Below are 20,959 nucleotides of genomic sequence, written 5' to 3' on the forward strand. Positions count from 1 at the left end.
TGGTGTTGATGTCTCTATGGGAATACAATCCCAAATATGAAAAGCTCCGATACCACCCCCCTGCATAGGGCGCTGTATCGCATTCTGCGCCCCATGACACGCCTGCTGCTCCGCAACGGTATTCCGTTTGCGGAGTTCTCAGAGCTGGTCAGGCGTGCCTACGTGGAGGCCGCCCTGGAAGATTTCGCCGACAACCGTAAAAAGCCAACGGATTCCCGCGCTGCGGTGATGACGGGGCTCACGCGAAAGGAAGTCAGAAAGCAGCGGGAAATCCTGGCAGGGGAACATGATGGTAACCCGGGCGCCCGGCATGAAAACCGTGCCTCGCGCGTGGTTTCCGGATGGGTTCATGATTGTGCATTCCAGACCGGTGAGGGCGCGCCGGCAGAACTTCCATTCGATGGCCCGCTCAGCTTCAGTGAGCTCGTGAAGCGCTACAGCGGCGATATGACCCCGCGAGCAGTCCTGGAAGAACTGATGCGGGTAGGCGTGGTGGCAACCGAGGCCTCCGGGAAGCTGGCATTGCGCCAAAGGGCTTATGTTCCGGCGGGTGACAGCGAAGAAATGCTCCAGATCTTCGGAGAGGACGTATCAGATCTTATAGCGACCATTGATCACAATCTGGTGGGCAGCGAGGCTGATGGTCAGCCCCTGTTCCAGAGAACGCTGGTATACGACAATATCCCGCCGGAAGTCATGGGGCGCTGGCGCCGGTATGCGGCGCAACAGTCACAGGCCATGCTGGAACAGCTCGATACGTGGCTGGGACCTTACGACCGCGATATTGCAGGCCATGGTGATAACAAGGCGACAGGGGAAGCTGTCAGAACCGGAGTGGGCATTTTCTACTTTGAAGACCCTGTTCAGCCAGATGGCAGTGGAGAACATACATGACAAACCGTGAAACCGTTCCACGAACCGGGCACTGTTGGCAGCCCACGGATCTGGTCACCACGCTGCTATCCGCCAGTGCAAGGGAAGTCGTCCGGCGCTGGATCAGCAGCCCTTTTCTGGATGCCAACAACCATCCCACGCTGCTGCCACTGGCCAGTTCGGATGAGGCGGGTTTCAACGCCCTGGTCGGGCTGGTGAATCGTGATCTGGTGCCGACGGTCATCTTTAACGAGCTGCTTCGCAAGGGAATCGTCGAGCAGCATGAAAGCGGCTGCCTGCTGTTGCGCCGCAGCGCCTACGTCCCGGAAGTGCCCCACGAGGACGGTATGATTCCCGACACAGAAGAACAGATGGAAGCCGGCAGGGCCCTGCGCCGGCGTAGTAACGATTTCCGATGAATAATGTTGGCCCCGTTGCTGGCCAGGGAGACACCTCCATGAAACCGAAGTCCACCCACGTGACTACCCGTTTTTCGTTAAGCGCACTGGCCATCGGTATCCTGACCGCATGCGGAGGCAGCGGCAGTGACAGCCTTGATGTCGCGGACGGCGGCATCCGTGGCACGGGGTCCAGTGTGGGGCCGGTTTCGGGGTTCGGGAGTGTGTTTGTTAACGGGGTCCGGTTTGATACCGGCAGTCTGAACGGACAGGTTCAGAGCGATGACGGCATAACCACAGAGTCGGAACTGGACGAGGGTATGATTCTGAGGGTTGATGGTGAGTGGCGGGATGATGGTCAGGGTACGGCCAACCGCGTTGAGTATGACGATACGCTCCGGGGAGAAGTCGTCATTACGCAGCCCTGGGACCCGGCAACCAAGACCGCCAGGCTCAGCATCTATGGCCTGGTTGTTCACATCGATAACCAGACGGTGGTAAAAGGCAAACAGGTTATCGAGCTGATCAGCGGCGATTTCGTCAGGGTCAGCGCCTGGCGACTGCCAAATGGGGAGTTCAGGGCCAGCTTCGTGGGCGCTCTTTCTGACTCTGCATCAGGGACCTTTGACCTGGAAAATGAAATTGAACTTGAGGGCCAGGTCAGCAATTTTGATGCGGACCTGTGCAGATTCGAAATAGGAGATATTACGGTCGCGTGTGACCGTGATGATACCGGGTTTGACGGAATCGGCATTTCCGAACTTGCCGGCAACCCCTTTGTTGAAGTTGAAGGAAGCTTTGAAGGTGATGTGCTCTTCGCCAGTGAGATTGCAGAGGACGATCTTCGTCGATATCGCAGGGGCGATGACGATGACATCGAATTTGCCGGTCCGGTAAGCTCGGCAATTAATCCGCAAACCCGCCTTTTCGAGATCAACGGCCTGTTCGTCCGAGTGACCGACGATACTCACTTTGACGACGGGCTGACCGAGGAGGACCTAACGCCTGATCTTCTGATTCAGGTGGAAGGCGACTTCCTCGACGATGGGACAGTTGAAGCAGAAGAAATCGCGCTGCGCGAAGGCGAGTCAGAAGTTGAGGGGCGCATTGGCGTTAACAGTGTCAATGTGAATGAGCAGAGCTTCCGAATCGGAGGGGTTCTGGTTCAGGTCACACCTCTTACCGCGATGGTCCGCGAGGATGCAAACAACATCAGACTCGAGGATCTTGGTGGCCCTGAAAAGGTTGAGGTCAGCGGTATCGAGCGAGTCAACACCGATGGTGGTGTTTACCTCGAAGCATTCAAGGTTGAGATTGATGATGACCAGGCTGACGGAGAGTTCGAACTCGTCGGTCGCTTGCGAAGCATTCAAGGCACTGCATTCAATGTTCTGGGCGTAAGCATCGAGACCAGCACTGGAACAGAGTTTGACGACACCACCTTTGATGCTTTGCTCAGCCTGGTCGATGACGGAGAGCGCCCTCTCATCGAGGTCGAATACGATCAGCTCAACAATGGAAACTTGGTGGCCACCGAAATCGAACTCGAAGAAGATGACGACGACTAACCGCAAAGCCGCGAACGGGCTTCCCGATATTCGTTGCCAATACGTTCAACCAGATTACTGACCGTAACCACATCCGTAATCTGGCTAACCCCCTGGCCGGCGGACCAGACGGTTTTCCAGGCCTTGGCCTCGTCATCCACCGGCTTCAGCTTTTCACCGTAGTCGAGCTCTCCGGCCTGGTTCAGTTTGTCCATGGGGTAGCCTGCCGCTTCCAGGCTCTGGCGCATGAAGTTGGCAGGAATACCTGAAACCGCCGGAGTATGAATGATGTCCCCGGATACCGCCTCAATAATCATGTTCTGGTAGGCCGCTTCCGCCTGTGATTCAGTCGTGTTGATAAACCGGGTGCCCATGTAGCACAGGTCTGCGCCCATGGCCTGGGCTGCCAGGATATCTTCGCCTTTGGACAAGCCGCCAGCGAGCAGGATAATACCGTCAAATACCTCGCGAATTTCATGCACCAGCACGAACGGGTTGATGGTGCCGGCATGGCCGCCCGCACCGGCGGAGACCGCTATAATGCCATCCACTCCCGCTTCCGCTGCCTTGCGGGCGTGTTTCTGGTTGGTCACATCGTGGAAAACCAGGCCGCCGTAGCTGTGCACGGCTTCGGTCACGCGTGTGGCTGCGCCAAGGGAAGTGATCACAATGGGCACCTGGTGTTTCACGCACAGTTCCAGGTCGGCCTCCCAGCGTGGGTTGGTGCGGTGGACAATCAGGTTGACCGCATAGGGCGCGATTCTCTGGTCCGGATGGGTCTGGCGGAAGTCTTCCAGGCCCTCGTTCATCTGAATCACCCATTTCTCGAAATCCTCGCTGCTGCGCTGGTTCAACGCGGGGAAGCTACCAACGATCCCCTGTTTGCAGCAGGCAAGCGCCATCTCCGGGCCGGAGATCAGAAACATCGGTGCCGCAACCAGGGGAAGGTTCAGCGAGCTTGTCAGTGATTCAGGTAACGCCATGAGAATTCCTTAATTTCTGTTGGAACTTATGTACGGTATAAAGGATCTTAGCGTGCTCATTACCGCCTGAAAACGATCAGAAACGAATAAACAACAAGGAGCTCCATCATGGGCGAAGCAAAAAGAAGAAAGGAAACCGGTGCGCCACCGCCCCGCAAGCAGAAAGATCGCAAGCCACTCTATGCCGGCCTTGGCGTTATTGTTCTGGTGTTTGTTGCGGTTGGTGTGTTTTTCCTCACCGCAAACCCGTCCCCCACGTCCAATGAATTGCCGGTTGCAGCCCCCAACGCCGATCCGTTTCCTGCTGAGCTGGATCGTTACGGGGTATCAATGGGTGACGATGATGCGCCTGTGGTCGTGCGGGAGTTTGCGGATTACCAGTGCCCGGCCTGTGCCCGCTTTTCAGACGCCACCCAGCAGTTGAAGCAGGAGTACGTCGATTCTGGCAAGGTGCGGTTTGTGTACTTTGACCTGCCGCTTCAGCAACACGACAACGCCATGCCTGCCGCCCAGGCAGCACGCTGTGCCGGTGACCAGGGCGCCTACTGGGAAATGCATGACCAGCTGTTTGATATGCAGACCGAGTGGAGTGGTTCCGGTAGTCCCGTAGACACCTTTAGCCGGTACGCGAATGACCTGGGGCTGGAAGAGCGCAGGTTCCGCCGTTGTATGAATACCGACCTGCACATTGAAGAAATCGAGCAGAGCCGGCGCGTAGCGATGCAACTCCGTGTCACCAGCACGCCGACCGTGCTCGTCGATAACGTCCGCCTGACCCGTCCGGGCTGGGGGCAGCTATCCGCCGTTGTGGAGCGTGAACTGGCTGACTGAGGGCTCTCTCACTCCTTCTTCAAGTTCCTGAAAACTCCCGCTTTGCGGGAGTTTTTTGTTTGGCCTCAAAGAAACGGAGTGAAAAATGAATTATTATCCACCCGCCCGAAAAATGATGGATAAACACATGTGGTTGGGGTCGCTGGGCTGGCCCTATAAAGGAGTAAGCAATGAAGAACAAGATTGTTTTGGGGTCTGCGTTTGCCGTATTGGCATCGTTTGCATCCGGTGCTTCCGCTCAGGACGCTGTTGAAGGCGGCTATGTCGGCCTGAACTACGCCTTCGTGACTTATGAAGAGGACGGTCTCTCTGAGGATTTTGATCTGGGTGCGCTCGTCGGTAAAGCCGGGGTGCGGATCAATCCCTATCTGGCTGCCGAGTTCCGTGCGGGTTTTGGTGCAAAAGACGATTCTACCAGTTTCAATGGTGCCTCTCTGGACCTTGAGATTGATTACCTGGTAGGCGGCTATATGGTACTTGGCCTCCCCAATGAAAGCCCGGTGTATCCCTACGCCATTGTGGGTGCAACCAAGGGTGAGCTGACGGCATCCGCAACAGGCCCTGGTGGCTCTGCCAGCGCATCTGCTTCAGAGTCCGACCTTTCCTTCGGCGTGGGTGCCAACCTGAACATCAATCAGGATTTCCAGGTCAACGGCGAGTACATGCAGTATATCGACAAGGACGGCGCGGAAATCTCCGGTGTCTCCATCGGTTTCGCAGTACTGTTCTGATCTGCGTCAGCACGTGATTTCCCGGCGCCCTCCCGGGTGCCGGGTTCTGCTCAGAATTGCCCCTGTAACTCCCCGTAATACTTTCCTGCGCCCGGATTCGTTAGAATGGCTGCCTCGCGCCCTTGGGCGATTATTAACCATGCTCCGGATTTACGGTCCGGCCCGCAGGAGTAACCAGACTCATGAGCCAGGATGTTGTTGTCTGCGCGCTATACAAGTTCGCAGTTCTGAATGATTACAAAGCCCTTCGCCAGCCGCTGCTGGATCTGATGCTTGAAAGGGATGTGCACGGCACCTTATTGCTCGCCCGTGAAGGCATCAACGGCACCATCGCCGGCAGCCGTGAGGGTGTGGATGCCATCCGCAACTGGCTGGATGCGGATGATCGATTTGAGGGCATCGACTACAAGGAATCCTTTGTGGATATCCAGCCCTTCAAGCGCACCAAGGTGAAGCTGAAGAAAGAGATCGTCACCATGGGTGTGGAAGGTATCGACCCGAAACGCATCGTGGGCACCTATGTGGACGCGAAAGAGTGGAATGATCTGATCTCAGACCCGGACGTAATGGTTGTGGACACCCGTAACCAGTACGAAGTGGAGATCGGGACCTTCGAGAATGCCAGGAACCCGGCCACAGATACCTTCCGTGAGTTCCCCGAGTATGTGAAGGAGAACCTGGATCCGTCAAAGCACAAGAAGGTCGCCATGTTCTGCACCGGGGGCATCCGCTGCGAGAAATCCACGGCGTTCCTGAAAGAGCAGGGCTTTGAGGAGGTGTATCACCTCAAGGGTGGCATTCTCAGGTACCTGGAAGAAGTCCCGGAATCACAGAGCCTGTGGCGCGGTGAGTGCTTTGTGTTTGATGACCGGGTAACGGTGAACCACAAGCTGGAGCGAGGCGAATACGACCAATGCCATGCCTGCCGCCGGCCGATCACCGAGGAAGACAAGCAGCGCCCGGAGTATGAGCAGGGGGTGAGTTGTCACCGCTGTATCGACTCACTGACAGAAGCGCAGAAAGCCCGCTTTGCCGAGCGTGAGCGGCAAATGCGTCTGGCAGAGGAGCGGGGCGAAGCCCATGTCGGTGGCGAAGCTGCACGCATCATTGCAGAGCGAAAGGCCCGAAAAAAGGCAGAGCGTGAACAGCAGGCCCGAAAAAGTGCTTTGGGCGAGCGTTATGCGAAACCCTGATCGTTAAATCAAGGAGATTTCATGCAGTTCAGAACAACCCTTGCGATTGTGTTGCTGGCCGTGTCACCGATGGTGTTTGGTCAGGATTATGAAGGCTGGGAAGGTGAAGGTGAGGTTGGTGTGCTGATCACCTCCGGCAACACCGAGGAAACCAACATTAACAGTCGCCTTGGCCTGGTATACGAAGAGGACGAGTGGCGCAACAAGGGTGAGTTCCGGTCTACCTTCTCCGAGACAGAGGATGAGACCACTGCCGAGAAGTACCGGGGCGAGCTGCAGACCGATTATAAGTTCGAAGGAAGTCAGTACGTGTTTCTGCGGGGCGCCTATGAGGACGACCGCTTCTCCGGCTACGACTTCCAGTCATCAATGACCACCGGTTATGGTAACCGGGTCTGGCAGCGCGGTGAGCGCTCCTTCCTCGACTTGTCGGCCGGTGTCGGTTACCGGTTCAACAAACTGGAGGAGCCTGATTCAGACGGCAATCGGGACGAAGAAGAGGCCATCGCCCGGCTGGCGGGCCAGTTCGACTACGCGTTGTCTGAGAATGCCCTGTTTCGCCAGAAGCTGAGCACAGAAATCGGCCTGGACGAAAACAACACCGTGACAGAGTCCGAAACCTCCGTGCAGGCCACGGTTGTTGGTAACCTTTCAATGAAACTGGCCTACCTGGTACAGCACATTTCGGATGAGCCTGAGGGTTCGGACGACACCGATACCGAAATCTCCCTGTCGCTGCTTTACGGCTTCTGATTCGAGCCGTTAAACACGGTTCCGGAGCCCGAGCTCGTCCGGGTAGGGGGTCAGGTATTTCTGGGTATGGAGGTAGTCCACCGGTTCCCGCCGCTGGGCCATCCGCAGCAGCGTCATCGGCACCACCAGGGGCACTTCACCCCGGTGGTAAGCCTCGATCTGCTCCATCAGCACCTTCCGGTCTTCATCGGCCATGGAATCACGCAGGTAGCCCATCAGGTGCTGCATGGCATTCACATGGGAGCCGCGGCTCACCCGCAGGGTCATTGCTTCCATGAAGGAGGCAATGTATCGGGCGGCAATGTCTTTCAGCGGCTCTGATTTCAGATCCCCGAGCATTGGCCCCAACTGGCGGTAGATTTTCTCGGAGTGGGCCAGCAGCTGGAATTTGTGGCGGGTGTGGAACTCAATCAGGGCACGGGCAGTGAGGTTGTCACCGGCCACGTTCTGCATCCAGTCATCGTAGGCGAACACACGCTCAACGAAGTTTTCCCGCAGTGCATCGTCGTTCAGGCGGCCTTCTTCCTCTACCGGCAGCAACGGGTAGTGATGCATAAGTGCCTCCGCAAACAGACCCCGGCCATCGCGGCGGGTCACATTGCCATCAGCGTTGTGCACCTTGATGCGCTCCATGCCGCAACTGGGTGATTTGGCCATCAGGATATATCCGCGAAGATCCGCCAGAGTAGGCATTACCTGGTCGATAAATCCCTGCATGGCGTCGGTATGGTCTGCCGTGCCTTTGGATTCGATCAGCTTCAGGCCATCCTGGTATTCCCGCAGATGGATAGCGGGGCGGGGCACACCCAGCCCTGCTTCCAGCTCCGGGCAGATGGAGCGGAAATCAAAATGGCGGGAAAGTACCTGGGTGCAAAAGCGGGAATGCTTGTGGCCGCCATCATGGCGGACTTCCTTGCCCAGCAGGCAGGTGCTGATACCAACGGGAATGCCTGTCACAGTCTGTCTCCGGAATTAAAAGGTACCTTACAGGTACGTTTTCCCAGTCTAAACCGATCATATTCTGTGTTGGAAGTGTAACCTTGATACGGTCACCGGGAAGCCGAACGTGCCAGGATAAGGGCATAGATTTCCCGCACATCCCGGGCAAACTGCTCCACCGAATAATCCGCAGCAAATTCCAGGGCGTGGGCGGCCAGTTTTTCGCGTAGCGCTTCATCCTCCAGCAGTTGCTGAACGCGCTCACACCACTGGTCCTGTTTCTCCGGCGTCTTGAATCCATTGTGGCCATGGCGCACGACATCATCGATGCCGCTCGAACGCACTGCAACCACTGGCAGCCCGGCGGCCATGGCTTCCAGAATAACCATGCCCTGGGTTTCGGATTTGGAGGCAAACAGGAAGGCATCGCCCAGGTGATACCAGGTGGCCATATCATCCGGGGGGATGGAGCCAACCAGTGTAAAGTGCTTTTGTAATCCCAGTTCATCGATACGCTGCTGAAGCCGCTGATGCTGGTGGCCCTCGCCAATCATCAGAAAACGGAAAGGGCGATCGGAACGCCGGCGCAGCTCATCGATGGCATTGATCATGAAATCGATGTTCTTTTCGTTGGACAGTCGCGAGACGCTGATAAACACGGTTTCATCACCGATCCCCAGGGAATCCCGTAACTTGCGGACATCTTCATCATCCACTTCCTGGAAGCGCTGGTACTCGATGCCAGTCGGCTGAACAAACACGGGGCTCTTGACGCCAATCATCCGCAGGTACTCCTCGGTGGAGTAGGTGGGCACGATAACGCCATCGCATTTGTTGGCGAAGTGTCTGATCAGCTCGTGAGAGATCAGATTGCGGAACAGGTTGCCCGGCAGGGGAACAAAGTGTGCGTAATGCTCAAGGCGCGTGTGGTAGGTGTACACCGCCGGTACTTTAAGGCGCCGGGCGATGAACAACCCCAGGGACCCACCGAGCCAGATGGGGTGGTGCAGGTGGATGATGTCCGGCTTGAAGGCCCTCAGTCGCTTACGGATCTGAGAAAGGAAAATATTGGCCAGCCGGAACTCGCGATTCTCTCCCATGGACAGCAGTGACGGAACCCGAACCACGTTGGTTTCCTGCCTGGGCTGGTCACGATACCGCGGGCACACAATCAGGATGGCATCGCCCAGGGTTTCCAGGCCTTTGCGCAAGCGCTCGATAGAGATGGGGACGCCGCCGATAAACGGCAGGTAGTTGTTGGTAAACATGGCAACCCGCAATGGCCGGGACAGCCAGGGTTGTGGGTCCAGGTCATAGTCCGGGTAGTAGTCTTTCTCCACGAAAATGGCGGTATAGAGCTTGATGCTGATCAGCACGAATACAGCGACCAGCAGGATGAAGTTCACATAGCCAACATAGAACAGGGAGTAGATGAAGAACCAGAGGGATTCCAGCGTGCTCAGCACCGGATGCTGCGCAGCCTCCAGTCGTTCCAGTGAGTGGCTGATTGCTCCGTCTTCGCTCACATCCACGCGCACGTAATGGTAGAAGCTGGTGTCATCGTTGAGCACCAGCCCCCCGGCCCCACCGGTGGTGATGAAACGGGTATCGCCCTGAACCTGGTCGGCATACAGGGACAGGTTGGCGGAGAACACCATATCCACATCGTGCCTGGCAATGGCCTCAAGCAGGGCTTGCCGGAACTCCGGCGGCTCGAGGAAATCGTCGTCCTGCTCGAACGGGGCCTGCTGATCCGGTTCCAGCAACGGGTGCCCGATGAACAGAAAACGCAACTGGTTGGGCTCCTGATCCAACAGGTCGTTCAGCCAGCGGATCTGCCACTGCCAGGGTGTTTTGCCGGTGCTGTCCAGGAATATAAGCCGGGCACCGCCCGCCTTTATGCTGAAGAAGTGGGGGCCGAAGTGGTCGTAAAACCGGTAGCTGCCGAAGTTTTCGTACTCATTCTCACCAAAGGTGAGCAGGTAGGGGATCTCCAGGTGGGACAGGGTGCCCTGGATGGCCCGGTACTTGTCCTCGCCACCCCCGCTGACGGCGTTGCCGGCAGAAACGACAAAGTCCAGGTCAGACTGGTTGAGTACCGGAATCATGCGCTCTTCGAAAACGCCAATGGAGTTGTTGATATTGCCCACAACCGCAAAGCTGAAACCGCCGGTACCGGACAGTTCGTCACTGATACGGGCTACCTGCTCCGTGTGCAGAGCCTCGAAATCCGGCTCGAAAAAATTCAGGTAGCCCTTGTACCCGATCAGCAGCACGACGATCGCCAGGGTGACGTAGAACAGGATTTTTAGCGGATGACGCCGTGTCATGGGGCTTCCTTTCGGTTCCTCACCAGTTCCCGCTGCAGAACCACAAGCCCTGTCAGCATTCCGATATAGATGGTGATGAATCGCCAGCTGATGGTCACCAGTACCAGGTGATTGGCGGTGAGTATGTCGCGGAAGAAACTGCCGAATACGCCTTCCGATATGCCGGATGCACCGGGTGTTGGTGAAAAATACATCACGAATGTGGTTACCACCAGCAGGCCCGTGCTCACCATATAGTCTACATCGTAATCCAGTGCCGAGATCAGCAGCGCCGGAAAACTGAACAGGCTGAGCAGGAATATGAAGGTGAATATCACTGACAGCGCAACAAACTGTTTTGGCCCATTGAGGTAATGGCCAAAGCTGAGGGCGAAACGCAGCATCTCCCGTTTGGCCTTGAATTGCCAGCGACGATGCCTGCGCTCACTGATCAGATGGAACCGGTGCAATAAGCCTAGCAGTCGCCCCAGTGGGCCAATCAACCACTGCGTGCGGAACAGAACCACCATGAAAAAACCGAGATAGAGGAGGATCAGCAAAGCCAGTATCGGCCCCAGTTCGCCCACCAGGGGCTGGTTATCCAGTGCGCTGAGGGTAAGCAGAAAGACCGGCGTGAGGGAAAAAATGAAGATCACCGCGATGACAGTGCGGATGGTGGTTGCTGCCGTGGCCCGGCCCACCGGAACCCCATGATGCTGCAGGTACCAGATCTGCGCAAAGCCGCCGCCGGTGGCCATGGGGGTGACGTTGGAGAAGAACAGGTTGATGAACACCAGCCGGAAAATCACCGGGAAGGGCAAGCGGTGCCCCAGGGCCCGCAGGGTAAAGTGCAGCCGTAGCCCGTCGGCCGTGAAATAAACGATCAGCAGGGCAACAATGGATACAAGGGCTTGCGTGGAAACCAGGCGCATGTCAAAGGTGACGCTACGCCCGGCAAACTGGTCGTACACCGCGTAAAGCCCGGCCGCCGTCATGGCAATAAAAATCAGGCTGAAAGCAGTCAGCCTGCGCCAGGACGCGCGTTGTTGGTAATCTTGATCCGGGATGTTGGTCATGACCTGCCCGCCATTAGGAGACGGGCAGTTTACTGTTGTTAGCGGGGGGCTTGTCTAGTGGCCATACACCATCATGGTGGTGTTTTTTATGGCAAAGTCCGTGAATTGCACCGAACCAATGCTGGTGCCACCTACCTTGAACACCGGCATATCGATATCGGCGCGGAAATCCACGTCATGGATGGACAACCCTTCCTTGCCGGACACTGCGCTGGTACCACGCGAGAGCTTCGCGGTGGCGCTGGCCATCCCGAAGTGCCCCAGCGTGTCGTCGCCCCGGCGGTTATGGATCTGCAGTCCCTCAATGCCAACTGCGGCAAAGTTGAACAGCAGGATGACGTCGGCGGCATCCCAGTCCAGGCTGCCGTCGGTGATCTCGAAGTGGGTGTCGAGCTGCAGTTCCGAACCGGACACCTCGTTGCCATTGGCCAGCGTGCGGGTGTTGTTGCCCTGGTTGCGGATCACCAGGTCCGTTGGGCCGATGTAGCCTTGCAGCATCACGTTGGAAAACAGGCTGGCGGTGCCGGCGGAACCGGTGGCCTCAACGCTGTCTACGGCCAGTTCAAAGTCTACCGCCTGCAGGTAATCGTCCAGGCTGGTGGGGTCGCCGTAGTCCGTGGCGCCCAGGTGAATCACCAGGTCGCCGCTGTCGAACTGTTTGCCGTAACCACCGCCCACTGCATAGCGGGCCAGGGCGTCAGCGACGTCCGGATTGGACGTGTCCAGCAGGCCAGCGTCCGCACGGCGGGCAATCTCGGAAAAGCCGTGGGTCAGCACTTCATCCTGGCCGGCGATATCCAGGGTGAACTTGAGGTTGTCCAGCACGGTGTCGTTGTGGCCGGAGAGGCGGATGCCATCAACGTTCAGTGAGCCTTCATCGGTCCAGCTCAGGCGGTCCATCTCGACCCTGGTTTCCATCTCGATGGTGACACCGGTCTGGCCGGTGACTTCACCCATCGTGGTGTCATCCAGCGGCCGGAAATCCGCCATCACAGGCAGTGACAGGCTGGCAGCGAGACTCAGGGTAAAGAACCTGCCCAGGGCAGGCGTGACTTGTTCCAGGCGCTTTCGGGTGTTTCGACGTGTCATGGTGGCCCCGATTATTATTGTTACAGACTGTTACAGTAAGCGTGATAACAACAGCTGTCTGTGAGTTGGATCACAGACCTGGTCAGGCCGAAGAGGCCAGCGCCTGCTGGATCAACGCTTTCTGATGGGCGCCAAACTCGGCCACCAGTGTCTCGGAGTCATCAGCATCCCGCGCCAGGATGGCCTTCGTCAGGCGGGTGAAAAACAGGCCGGTCCGGTCCAGGTCCTGCCGGTAACGGTCCGCACTCAGGTAATACGCCCGGCTGACGGCGGGCTTGAAGTTGGTCAGCGCCTCGGTGAGATAGGGGTTGCCCACCACCCCGCAGCACACCTCCATCACATTGAAGCTGGCTTCCACAACAGCGGTGATATTGGCGTCCTTGCTCTGCATCTGGCCGGTCACCTTTTCAACAGCCAGCAATAACTCCGCCTTGTCTTCCTCCTGCCAACGCTCACACAGGCGCCGTGCCAGCATGATCAGCAGGTGCATGTACACATCATAGAGCTCAGCCGCATGCACCGCGTCCAGCCTGGTGGCGGATGCGCCCTTGCGCGGGGTGATCTCGATCAGGTGCCAGCGCTCCAGCGTGTACAGCGCCTCCTTCACCGAAGCCCGGCTCACCTTCAGCTCGTTGGCGGTGGTGGCCTCCTGCAAGCGCTCTCCGGGCCGGATCTGGCCGGTCATGATGCGCTCGGCCAGGTAGTTGGCAATCTGCTCGGCAAGGGTGTTGGGAACCTGAAAATCCATAAGGGCTCTCTGAACAGGGGAAATGCGGATTGAGTTTATCACAGCCATTTAGTCTTGGATTGTCAGGAAGTTACCGCCGGCCAAACCTGATATTGATCAAAAAATACCATTCATGGGTTGACGACTGTAATATTGTAGGACAATAATGCAGATAACAACAAGCGATCACCAAGATCCAATGCAACAGCCAATGAGGGAAGACCCGTGAGTACCAAACCATTGACCCTGGGCACCGAATCCGCACGCCGGAAGGTGCTGCTGACACTCAAGAAATACAGCTATCTGATTGCGATGGTGCCTCTGGCGCTACCACCGTTATTGCTGGCGGCCGGGCAGGCCACCGGATCGGTGAACCTGTTCGCCTGGGGCGTTCCGGTGGTGGTGTTCGGCATCATCCCCATCCTCGACCTGCTGCTGGGCAAAGATGCCCTCAACCCGGACGAGGAAACAGACACGCCCCGCATGAACTCGGAAGTCTTCTACAAGTTCATCACCCTGGGCTGGGTTGCTGCCTTTGCGGTGTTGCTGGTGTGGAGCATGTTCGTGTTGGCCTCCGGTACCTTCAGTGTGGCCGGCGGCATTGGCTGGATCTTTTCCGTCGGCATCGTCGGTGGCCTGGGCATCAACGTCGCCCACGAACTTATCCATAAAGACGGCAAACTTGAAACTTGGGCCGGCGGCTTCCTGCTGTCCCTGGTGTGCTATGCGGGCTTCAAGGTCGAACACCTGCGCGGCCACCACGTACACGTCTCCACCCCCGAAGACGCTTCGTCCTCGCGTTACAACCAGTCGCTCTATAACTTCCTGCCCCAGGCCTACGCCCGCAACTTCATGAACGCCTGGAAGCTGGAAGCCAAACGCCTGCAGAAGAAAGGCCACAAAGCCTTCAGCTGGCGCAACGAACTGATCTGGTGGTACAGCATCTCCGCGCTGGCACTGGCCGCCTTCACCGTCGCCTTCGGCTGGCTGGGCGCTGCGTTCTTCCTGGGTCAGAGCTTCATCGCCCTGAACCTGCTGGAAATCGTCAATTACCTCGAACACTACGGCCTCCACCGCCGCAAACTCGAAAACGGCCGCTACGAACGCACCGGCCCGGAGCACAGCTGGAACTCCAACTACTTCCTCACCAACGTGTTCCTGTTCCACCTGCAGCGCCACAGCGACCACCACGCCTGGGCCAAGCGCCGCTACCAGGTGCTCCGTCACCACGAAATTGCCCCGCAGCTCCCGGCCGGCTACGCCGCCATGGTTGTCCTGGCAATGATTCCGCCACTGTGGAAGAAGGTGATGAACCCAAGGGTAGAGGCCTACTACGAAGGCGAAGAGCACCAGCTGGTGTAGGTTTTCAAGGCCCCACAGGTTTGTGTCTCTGACTGTGGGGTCTTTTTTTATACGTTAACTCCCGCCCTTGAAATCTTCCCGAAACGCACACAGGTATAATGTTGAATCCTGAACGCATAAAAAAGGGAGCACCCCATGCCCAAGCACTTCGAACAAGCCCCAGGCCTGCACGAAGCACCAGTACCCGAAACCGAAGGCTACGTCTTCAACCAGACCATGATGCGCATCAAAGACCCCGAGCGCTCCATGGACTTCTACACCCGGGTAATGGGCATGCGCCTCGTCAGAAAACTCGACTTCCCGGAAATGAAATTCACGCTCTACTTCCTGGCCTACCTGGACGACCGCCAGGCCAACATGGTGCCCCACGATGATGCTTACCGCACCACCTTCATCTTCGGCCGCGAAGCCATGCTGGAGCTGACCCACAACTGGGGCACCGAGGACCAGAAAGAGTTCAGCTACCACAACGGTAACGACGAGCCCCAGGGCTTTGGCCACATCGGCGTTGCCGTGCCGGATGTTTACAGTGCCTGTGACCGCCTTGAAAAGCTCGGCGTGGAATTCGCCAAGAAGCCGGACGACGGCAAGATGAAAGGACTGGCGTTCGTCAAGGACCCGGATGGTTACTGGATCGAAATCCTGCAGCCGAACATGCTTGAAAAACAGCGCCGGGCAGCAGAGGACGCGTAAGCCGGATTGAACCGCCGTATCAGGCAGTGTCGGAACGGTTCCCGGCACTGCTTCTGGATGCCACTATCACCGCCGCCGTGAGAATCAGCGCGCCGGTGATCCCGATTATTCCCAGTTTCTCGCCCAGGAACAGCCAGGCCAGCAGCGCCACGAACAGTGGCTCCAGGGTCACGATAATGCTGGACAGCGTTGCCGGCGTTGTCTTCATGCCACTGAAAAAGCTCACATACCCCAGGCAGGTCGGCACAATGCCGATGTAAGCCACCATCAGCCATTGCCCGAACCCGAGGTTGTCCAGCCCGTCAAAACCACCGCTTATGGCCACGACCGGCAACAGGATGAGCGCCGCCGTAAAAAAGCAGATAAATGCCGTGGTAAATACCGGAGTGCCCGTGGAGGTATGGCGACTGGTGAGCGTGAACCCGGCGTACACCAGGGCCGCCAGAATCGCCATCAGGATACCCCCCAGGCGCAGCGTGCCGGTGCTGTCCATATCACTGACCACCAGCATGGCGGTGCCGGCTATGGCCGCTGCCAGGGCCAGAATGGTCACCAGCCCGGGTTTTTCACCCAGCAGCGGCGCCGCCATGATGGCCACCAGCACCGGAGCCAGGCACAGGGCAATCAGCGTGGCGATACCGGCACCGGTCATATCCACGGCCATCAAGTAACTGCCCTGGTAGATAGCCTGGAAGAGACCCAGGGCGACCAGTGGCATCAGTGCCTTGCGGGTAAATTTCGGTAAGGGGGTGGAGCTGCGGGCCAGTGACCGCTGTTCCCTGCGCATCAGCACAAAGAAAAACGGCAGTGCCACTGCCAGGCGCAGAAAAGCAAGCGTCACCGCCTGCAGGTCGGACCCGGTAAACAGGAATTTTGCAACAATACCCGTGGTCGCCCAGAGCAGGGCGGCCAGGGCGATCAGTAATGCGCCTCGGATCATTCAATAACCAGTACGATCAACTCCTTGGGACCATGGACACCGTAGGCAAGGGTCTGCTCGATATCGGCGGTTTTGGATGGCCCGGAGATTAACAGCGCATTGGTCGGCATGCCAGTGGCCCAACCCTGGGACTGCATGGCCTGATGGAAGGTGGTGTAAAGCTCACTGGCCTTCAGCACGGCAATATGAATAGGGGGTACCAGACTCATCAGCCGCGGTTCATCCACCGAAGGCCACAGGATCAGCGAGCCGGTTTCGGCAATGCCGCCACGGGTGGAAGTAATGCCTGCGTCCACTTCGCTGAACAGGGTTTCCTGCCAGCTTTCCACCGGCTCGTCGTAGATAAGCAGGTGCGGCAGGTCTTCACGGCCTTTCGTGGCGCTCTGCAAGGCTTTGCCGATCTCGTGATCCTTCGCAATCAGTAGGGTCTGGGCCCCCCGGGATTGCAGGATTTCAGCCAGCCGGTCAATCCAGCCGGCCTCGGTGGTGCGGTGTACTTCGCCATGGACGGATTCGATGGTCTGCTCGAACATGTCCAGCTTTTCAGCCGTGCTCCACTCGGGCCGGTCAAGCACCGAAAAGTCACATTCCGGAGCGGTCAGCTCGCCGCCGGAGCGGTGGCGCAGGCGTTGCAGGATAGCGTCACGGGAACTCACTGGCTGCGCTCCTTCATCCGTTCGTGGAGGGTTTTGGCGGCCAGCTTCGGAGCTGTACGGTATTGTGTCCAGCCGCCGATCTTACCCGGCTGCAGTTTGCGAAAACGTGCGCCCAGGGCGGTGCCCAACCGGTAGATCCCTGGCCGGGCATGCATCCAGCTCCAGCCTTTCCAGATCATGGCTTCCACGGCGCCGCGCTTGGCGCCATGGCCAGCAACCTTCGCGGGGTGCACCATATCACCGTCCACGGATTCCTGGCGCAGGCGCACCAGCAGGTCCGGGATGGGAATCTTCACCGGGCAGACTTCGCCACAGGCGCCGCAAAGGCTGGAAGCCGTGGGCAGGTGCCGCCCTTCGTCGAGGCCCACCATGTGGGGCATCAGGATCGCGCCGATGGGGCCAGGGTAGGTGGTGCCGTAGGTATGGCCACCCACACGGGTATAGACCGGGCAATGGTTCATGCAGGCGCCACAACGGATGCAGCGCAGGGTGTCCAGCAGTTCGTCGTCCTGGTAGATGGTGGAGCGGCCATTGTCCACCAGCACTACATGGACCTCTTCCGGTCCGTCCAGCTCATCAGCCTTGCGGGGGCCGGAAATCATGTTGAAGTAGGTGGTGATGTGCTGGCCGGTGGCCGAGCGGGTCAGCAGTGCCAGCAGGGCGGTCACGTCCTCCAGGTTGGGCACCACCTTCTCGATGCCGGTCACGGCAATGTGGCAGGGCGGCACGGTTGTGGTCATACGCCCGTTGCCTTCGTTCTCCACCAGGCACAGGGTGCCGGTTTCGGCAACGGCGAAGTTCACGCCGGAGACGCCCACATCCGCATTCATGAATTTCTCGCGCAACTGCAAACGGGCACTGGCGGTCAGGTATTCCACATCGTGGGACAGGTCGGTGCCGGTCTTGTTGTGCAGGAGCTGGGAAATCTCTTCGGTGTTCTTGTGAATCGCCGGCATGATGATGTGAGACGGCGTTTCGTCAGCAAGCTGCACGATGTATTCGCCCAGATCCGACTCCAGGGCCTCAATACCCTGTTCCTCAAGGTAATGGTTCAGCTCCATTTCCTCGGACACCATGGACTTGCCCTTGATCACGCTCTTGGCGTTCCGGGCCAGACAAATGTCCCGCACGATCTCGCAGGCCTCGTCACCATCGGTGGCCCAGTGCACGGTAATGCCGTTCTCGGTCAGTTTCTGTTCCAGCTGCTCCAGCAGGTCCGGCAGGTTGGCCAGCGCCCGCAGGCGGATATTGGCCCCCAGATCCCGCAGGGTCTCCAGGTCCCAGCCCTCGAACGCGGACTTGCGCTTGGTCATCAGCCCGTCCATCGCCTTGCGGAAGTTCTGGCGAATCTGCGGGTTATGGATGGCCGCCCGGGCGCGCGGGTGGAATTCCTTTACATCGATGTGATGGGCGGAGTGCTGTGAGGAGTGCTGTGAGGAGTTCTGTGCTGTTTCGCTCATGAGCGTTTGCCCCCATCGCCGTTGGTGCGTTCCCAGAGAAAGCTCAGAATGTGCTGGCCGGTGACAGGCTTGTGGTTCTTCTCGGCGTAGCCGTCAATGTTCATCAGGCAGCCGCAATCGGTGGTGACGAATTCCTTGGCGCCGGTGTCCACGAGGGTGTCCACTTTTTCACTGACCATGGCGCCGGAAATCTCCGGATGACGTATGGCAAAGGTACCGCCAAAACCGCAGCACTCCTCAGCCCGTACCTGTTCCACCAGGTTGACGTTCTTCAGTTGCCCCAGCAGTTTCGGGCCCACTTCCGCCACGCCCATTTCCCGGCGCGCAGAACAGGAGGTATGCATGGCCACGGTCGTGGGCTCGCCCAGGTCATCCAGTTTGATGTGGCACACGTTCACCAGGAAATCCGTCAGCTCCCAAATCCGCCCGGCAATCTCCGCCGCCTTCACGTCGTCGGCGGTATCCTTGAACAGCGCGGGGTAGTGCTTTCGCATCATGCCGCCACAGGAACCGGAAGGCACCACAATCGGCCAGTCTTCCGGGAACAGCCCGAGCTGGGCCTTTGCAACCGCGCGGGCTTCGTCGTGGTAACCGGAGGTATAGGCAGGCTGGCCGCAACAGGTCTGGTCTTCGGGGTAGATCACCTCGATCCCTTCCCGCTCCAGTAGCTGAATGCCGGCCATGCCTGCGTCCGGGTAGAACATGTCTACCAGACAGGTGCCGTAGAAATAGACTTTGGAGGGTTTGGCCGGGTATACCTTGATGGGATCAACCATTTCGCTGCCGCTCATCCTTATCGTTGTTAGTAACTCACAATGATAGGGCGGCAAGCCGGGTGTTGCCAGGCGACTTTATGGGAAGTTTCCGTGGAGGGGGAGGAAGGGGGCAGCGGCGCCAGGCCACTGCCCGCCAGGCTTATTTGACCGTCAGGCGCTCGGCGTTCTTTTCAACCGTGCGCTCGCCAATGCCCTTGACGTTGGTGAGGTCTTCGCTGGACTGGAAAGGCCCGTTGGCATCGCGATAGGCCACGATGGCTTCGGCCTTGCTCTGCCCGATGCCGTTGAGGCTGGCCAGGGTTTCAATGTCTGCGGTGTTGATATTGATGGTGGCGGGCTCAGCGTGGGCAAAACCGGCGAACAGGCTGAACAGAAGGACCATCATGGCCATAATCGGGGTGCGTTTCATTCTAGTAGGCTCCTGAGAGTGAATTTACGTGTCTGATTATTCGTCAGGACGCAAAAGCGGCGGAGCTGATGGAGCAAGAAGCAGGAAACTGGGGAGTGAGAGGGGGACAAGTGCACGGACCGGAACACATTCCATGTGATCCTGAATCCGTGGCTGACCCCATGCCTGATCCTTCAGGCTTGCGCACCATCCTGTGCGCGTCTTCCCTGTGAGTCGTCCCTGTAAGCCCTGATTCCCTGGGCAACTCCTGTTCCGTGGAGTTATCTTCCCTGAGCCAGCGGTCCTTGCCGGCTTCTCATCCTTGACGCTGACCATTCTACGTGGGAACGGTTATCGAGAAATCGGACATTCGCTCTGTGGTCTGTGCGATATCTCTTACAGATTTGTAATCTTCCCCGGCACCCTATAAATGAATATAGGTTCATGTTTTTGCGGCATTTTCCAGGCTGGACCTTGATGACGACTGGTGGGCTTCAGCGGCCTCGCGGATCTTCTCCATGGTGATCTCCCGCACGGCCTTCTGACTGATGCGGATATGGTTTGTTAACCGATCCGCCGCCTCCACCGCATGGCCGGCCCGAATGGCCTCGAGTATTTCGGCGTGTTCCAGGTAAGTGGCATCAATCCTGTCGTCGCGGGTAAAGTCCAGCCGACGGATGATTCGCAGGCGGTCGGTGATTTCCCGGTGAATCCGTGTCATTTCCCGGTTGCCGGCGGCGCTGACCAGGTCGCAATGGAAGCTTTCATCCAGTGCTCTAACGGTGCTGCCGACTGCGCGTTCGGAGGGGTGGTCCGGGTTCCAGATGGCGGTGAGGGTTCTGACGGTCTGTGGCATTTCCTGCAACTGGCAGATCTTGTGCATCGCGGCCCGTTCGAGGGTGATGCGCAGGTCGTAGAGTTCTTCGACCTGCTGGAAGTCGAATGGCTTCACCTGCCAGCCGCTGCGGAACAGCACCTCCACGAAGCCTTCCCGCTGCAGCCGATACAGGGCTTCCCGTACGGGCGTACGGCTGGCCTTCAGGCGCGTTCCCACATCTCCCTCGCTGAATTTGTCGCCGGGGATCAGCCGAAACTCAAAGATGTCGTCCTTCAGGGCTTCATAAACCCTGTCTGCCATGGACTCTTTTCTTTTGGTGGTTGTTGCCATGCTCGTTCCTTTGTCTGCGGGGCCTCTTGGTTTGGTGCTTGGCCTCTGGGGCCGGCTGGCGGGGTGA

Annotated in this window: 21 protein-coding genes; 9 read left to right on the plus strand and 12 right to left on the minus strand. The window is 58.1% G+C overall.

What is annotated here, in order from left to right; translation table 11 throughout:
• Window positions 1-36: 36 nt before the first annotated feature.
• Genes QPL94_RS07465 through QPL94_RS07475 form a run of 3 tightly spaced genes read left to right on the plus strand, consistent with a single transcriptional unit; the run spans window position 37 to window position 2,839 of the window.
• Window positions 37-894 (plus strand): DUF6502 family protein, encoded by an 858-nt coding sequence (locus QPL94_RS07465; RefSeq protein ID WP_285356543.1) that lies wholly within the window; start codon window positions 37-39, stop codon window positions 892-894.
• A complete protein-coding gene (locus QPL94_RS07470; protein ID WP_285356544.1) occupies window positions 891-1,292 on the plus strand; it encodes a hypothetical protein in 402 nt (133 codons plus the stop codon). Before QPL94_RS07465 ends, QPL94_RS07470 begins: the two co-directional genes overlap by 4 nt.
• Before the next feature lie 38 nt (window positions 1,293-1,330).
• On the plus strand, window positions 1,331-2,839 hold the full coding sequence (locus tag QPL94_RS07475) for a DUF5666 domain-containing protein (protein ID WP_285356545.1): 1,509 nt from the start codon (window positions 1,331-1,333) through the stop codon (window positions 2,837-2,839).
• Here the strand turns inward: QPL94_RS07475 and QPL94_RS07480 are convergent.
• Window positions 2,836-3,801: an NAD(P)H-dependent flavin oxidoreductase gene (locus QPL94_RS07480; protein WP_285356546.1), complete on the minus strand. Its 966-nt coding sequence runs from the start codon at window positions 3,799-3,801 to the stop codon at window positions 2,836-2,838. The genes QPL94_RS07475 and QPL94_RS07480 overlap by 4 nt on opposite strands.
• A 108-nt stretch (window positions 3,802-3,909) precedes the next feature.
• On the opposite strand from QPL94_RS07480, the gene QPL94_RS07485 reads away from it, so the two are divergent.
• The 4 genes from QPL94_RS07485 (at window position 3,910) to QPL94_RS07500 (ending at window position 7,309) form a co-directional block, all read left to right on the plus strand.
• On the plus strand, window positions 3,910-4,632 hold the full coding sequence (locus QPL94_RS07485; RefSeq protein WP_285356548.1) for a DsbA family protein: 723 nt from the start codon (window positions 3,910-3,912) through the stop codon (window positions 4,630-4,632).
• Window positions 4,633-4,802: 170 nt separating this feature from the next.
• A complete protein-coding gene (locus QPL94_RS07490; RefSeq protein WP_285356549.1) occupies window positions 4,803-5,363 on the plus strand; it encodes a porin family protein in 561 nt (186 codons plus the stop codon).
• 182 nt (window positions 5,364-5,545) lie between these two features.
• Window positions 5,546-6,556, plus strand: coding sequence for an oxygen-dependent tRNA uridine(34) hydroxylase TrhO (trhO, locus tag QPL94_RS07495; protein ID WP_285356550.1), 1,011 nt, complete (start codon window positions 5,546-5,548; stop codon window positions 6,554-6,556).
• A 21-nt stretch (window positions 6,557-6,577) separates the two neighbouring features.
• Complete coding sequence (locus tag QPL94_RS07500) at window positions 6,578-7,309, plus strand: DUF481 domain-containing protein (protein ID WP_285356551.1); 732 nt, start codon at window positions 6,578-6,580, stop codon at window positions 7,307-7,309.
• A 9-nt stretch (window positions 7,310-7,318) separates the two neighbouring features.
• Here the strand turns inward: QPL94_RS07500 and QPL94_RS07505 are convergent, their stop codons facing one another.
• The 5 genes from QPL94_RS07505 to QPL94_RS07525 form a co-directional block, all read right to left on the minus strand.
• Entirely contained in the window at window positions 7,319-8,266 is a 948-nt protein-coding gene (locus QPL94_RS07505; RefSeq protein ID WP_285356552.1) for a YbgA family protein, read from the minus strand.
• 92 nt (window positions 8,267-8,358) lie between these two features.
• Entirely contained in the window at window positions 8,359-10,578 is a 2,220-nt protein-coding gene (locus tag QPL94_RS07510; RefSeq protein ID WP_285356553.1) for a glycosyltransferase, read from the minus strand.
• Complete coding sequence (locus tag QPL94_RS07515) at window positions 10,575-11,633, minus strand: lysylphosphatidylglycerol synthase transmembrane domain-containing protein (protein ID WP_285356554.1); 1,059 nt, start codon at window positions 11,631-11,633, stop codon at window positions 10,575-10,577. Before QPL94_RS07515 ends, QPL94_RS07510 begins: the two co-directional genes overlap by 4 nt.
• 54 nt (window positions 11,634-11,687) lie before the next feature.
• Window positions 11,688-12,722 carry a DUF6160 family protein gene (locus QPL94_RS07520; RefSeq protein WP_228263263.1) on the minus strand — a complete coding sequence of 345 codons (1,035 nt, stop codon included), beginning with the start codon at window positions 12,720-12,722 and terminating at the stop codon, window positions 11,688-11,690.
• Between the two features lie 82 nt (window positions 12,723-12,804).
• Window positions 12,805-13,470 (minus strand): GntR family transcriptional regulator, encoded by a 666-nt coding sequence (locus QPL94_RS07525; RefSeq protein ID WP_285356555.1) that lies wholly within the window; start codon window positions 13,468-13,470, stop codon window positions 12,805-12,807.
• A 204-nt stretch (window positions 13,471-13,674) separates the two neighbouring features.
• Between QPL94_RS07525 and QPL94_RS07530 the strand changes: the two genes are divergently transcribed.
• A complete protein-coding gene (locus QPL94_RS07530) occupies window positions 13,675-14,811 on the plus strand; it encodes an alkane 1-monooxygenase (protein WP_285356556.1) in 1,137 nt (378 codons plus the stop codon).
• 135 nt (window positions 14,812-14,946) lie between these two features.
• Window positions 14,947-15,504, plus strand: coding sequence for a lactoylglutathione lyase (gene gloA / locus QPL94_RS07535; protein ID WP_285356557.1), 558 nt, complete (start codon window positions 14,947-14,949; stop codon window positions 15,502-15,504).
• 19 nt (window positions 15,505-15,523) lie between these two features.
• On the opposite strand, the gene QPL94_RS07540 is transcribed toward gloA, so the two are convergent.
• The 6 genes from QPL94_RS07540 to QPL94_RS07565 form a co-directional block, all read right to left on the minus strand.
• Window positions 15,524-16,444, minus strand: a complete 921-nt coding sequence (locus QPL94_RS07540; RefSeq protein WP_285356558.1) for a DMT family transporter — start codon at window positions 16,442-16,444, stop codon at window positions 15,524-15,526.
• Window positions 16,441-17,100, minus strand: coding sequence for a LutC/YkgG family protein (locus tag QPL94_RS07545; protein ID WP_285356559.1), 660 nt, complete (start codon window positions 17,098-17,100; stop codon window positions 16,441-16,443). Before QPL94_RS07545 ends, QPL94_RS07540 begins: the two co-directional genes overlap by 4 nt.
• Window positions 17,097-18,560 (minus strand): LutB/LldF family L-lactate oxidation iron-sulfur protein, encoded by a 1,464-nt coding sequence (locus tag QPL94_RS07550; RefSeq protein WP_285356560.1) that lies wholly within the window; start codon window positions 18,558-18,560, stop codon window positions 17,097-17,099. Before QPL94_RS07550 ends, QPL94_RS07545 begins: the two co-directional genes overlap by 4 nt.
• Window positions 18,557-19,336, minus strand: a complete 780-nt coding sequence (locus tag QPL94_RS07555; RefSeq protein WP_137437258.1) for a (Fe-S)-binding protein — start codon at window positions 19,334-19,336, stop codon at window positions 18,557-18,559. The genes QPL94_RS07550 and QPL94_RS07555 overlap by 4 nt, the downstream gene beginning before the upstream one ends.
• A 139-nt stretch (window positions 19,337-19,475) precedes the next feature.
• Window positions 19,476-19,745, minus strand: coding sequence for a ComEA family DNA-binding protein (locus tag QPL94_RS07560; RefSeq protein ID WP_350310610.1), 270 nt, complete (start codon window positions 19,743-19,745; stop codon window positions 19,476-19,478).
• Window positions 19,746-20,166: 421 nt separating this feature from the next.
• Window positions 20,167-20,892: a GntR family transcriptional regulator gene (locus tag QPL94_RS07565; RefSeq protein ID WP_285356562.1), complete on the minus strand. Its 726-nt coding sequence runs from the start codon at window positions 20,890-20,892 to the stop codon at window positions 20,167-20,169.
• Window positions 20,893-20,959 lie beyond the last annotated feature (67 nt).

This window comes from Marinobacter sp. SS13-12, from assembly GCF_030227115.1.
Lineage (GTDB): Bacteria > Pseudomonadota > Gammaproteobacteria > Pseudomonadales > Oleiphilaceae > Marinobacter.

What these genes read in the sequence shown, in the direction of transcription:
- QPL94_RS07465 (WP_285356543.1), top strand. Translation starts at nt 37, where the DNA reads ATGAAAAGCTCCGATACCACCCCCCTGCATAGGGCGCTGTATCGCATT.
- QPL94_RS07470 (WP_285356544.1), top strand. Translation starts at nt 891, where the DNA reads ATGACAAACCGTGAAACCGTTCCACGAACCGGGCACTGTTGGCAGCCC.
- QPL94_RS07475 (WP_285356545.1), top strand. Translation starts at nt 1,331, where the DNA reads ATGAAACCGAAGTCCACCCACGTGACTACCCGTTTTTCGTTAAGCGCA.
- QPL94_RS07480 (WP_285356546.1), bottom strand. Translation starts at nt 3,801, where the DNA reads ATGGCGTTACCTGAATCACTGACAAGCTCGCTGAACCTTCCCCTGGTT.
- QPL94_RS07485 (WP_285356548.1), top strand. Translation starts at nt 3,910, where the DNA reads ATGGGCGAAGCAAAAAGAAGAAAGGAAACCGGTGCGCCACCGCCCCGC.
- QPL94_RS07490 (WP_285356549.1), top strand. Translation starts at nt 4,803, where the DNA reads ATGAAGAACAAGATTGTTTTGGGGTCTGCGTTTGCCGTATTGGCATCG.
- trhO (WP_285356550.1), top strand. Translation starts at nt 5,546, where the DNA reads ATGAGCCAGGATGTTGTTGTCTGCGCGCTATACAAGTTCGCAGTTCTG.
- QPL94_RS07500 (WP_285356551.1), top strand. Translation starts at nt 6,578, where the DNA reads ATGCAGTTCAGAACAACCCTTGCGATTGTGTTGCTGGCCGTGTCACCG.
- QPL94_RS07510 (WP_285356553.1), bottom strand. Translation starts at nt 10,578, where the DNA reads ATGACACGGCGTCATCCGCTAAAAATCCTGTTCTACGTCACCCTGGCG.
- QPL94_RS07515 (WP_285356554.1), bottom strand. Translation starts at nt 11,633, where the DNA reads ATGACCAACATCCCGGATCAAGATTACCAACAACGCGCGTCCTGGCGC.
- QPL94_RS07520 (WP_228263263.1), bottom strand. Translation starts at nt 12,722, where the DNA reads ATGACACGTCGAAACACCCGAAAGCGCCTGGAACAAGTCACGCCTGCC.
- QPL94_RS07525 (WP_285356555.1), bottom strand. Translation starts at nt 13,470, where the DNA reads ATGGATTTTCAGGTTCCCAACACCCTTGCCGAGCAGATTGCCAACTAC.
- gloA (WP_285356557.1), top strand. Translation starts at nt 14,947, where the DNA reads ATGCCCAAGCACTTCGAACAAGCCCCAGGCCTGCACGAAGCACCAGTA.
- QPL94_RS07540 (WP_285356558.1), bottom strand. Translation starts at nt 16,444, where the DNA reads ATGATCCGAGGCGCATTACTGATCGCCCTGGCCGCCCTGCTCTGGGCG.
- QPL94_RS07550 (WP_285356560.1), bottom strand. Translation starts at nt 18,560, where the DNA reads ATGAGCGAAACAGCACAGAACTCCTCACAGCACTCCTCACAGCACTCC.
- QPL94_RS07555 (WP_137437258.1), bottom strand. Translation starts at nt 19,336, where the DNA reads ATGGTTGATCCCATCAAGGTATACCCGGCCAAACCCTCCAAAGTCTAT.
- QPL94_RS07560 (WP_350310610.1), bottom strand. Translation starts at nt 19,745, where the DNA reads ATGAAACGCACCCCGATTATGGCCATGATGGTCCTTCTGTTCAGCCTG.
- QPL94_RS07565 (WP_285356562.1), bottom strand. Translation starts at nt 20,892, where the DNA reads ATGGCAACAACCACCAAAAGAAAAGAGTCCATGGCAGACAGGGTTTAT.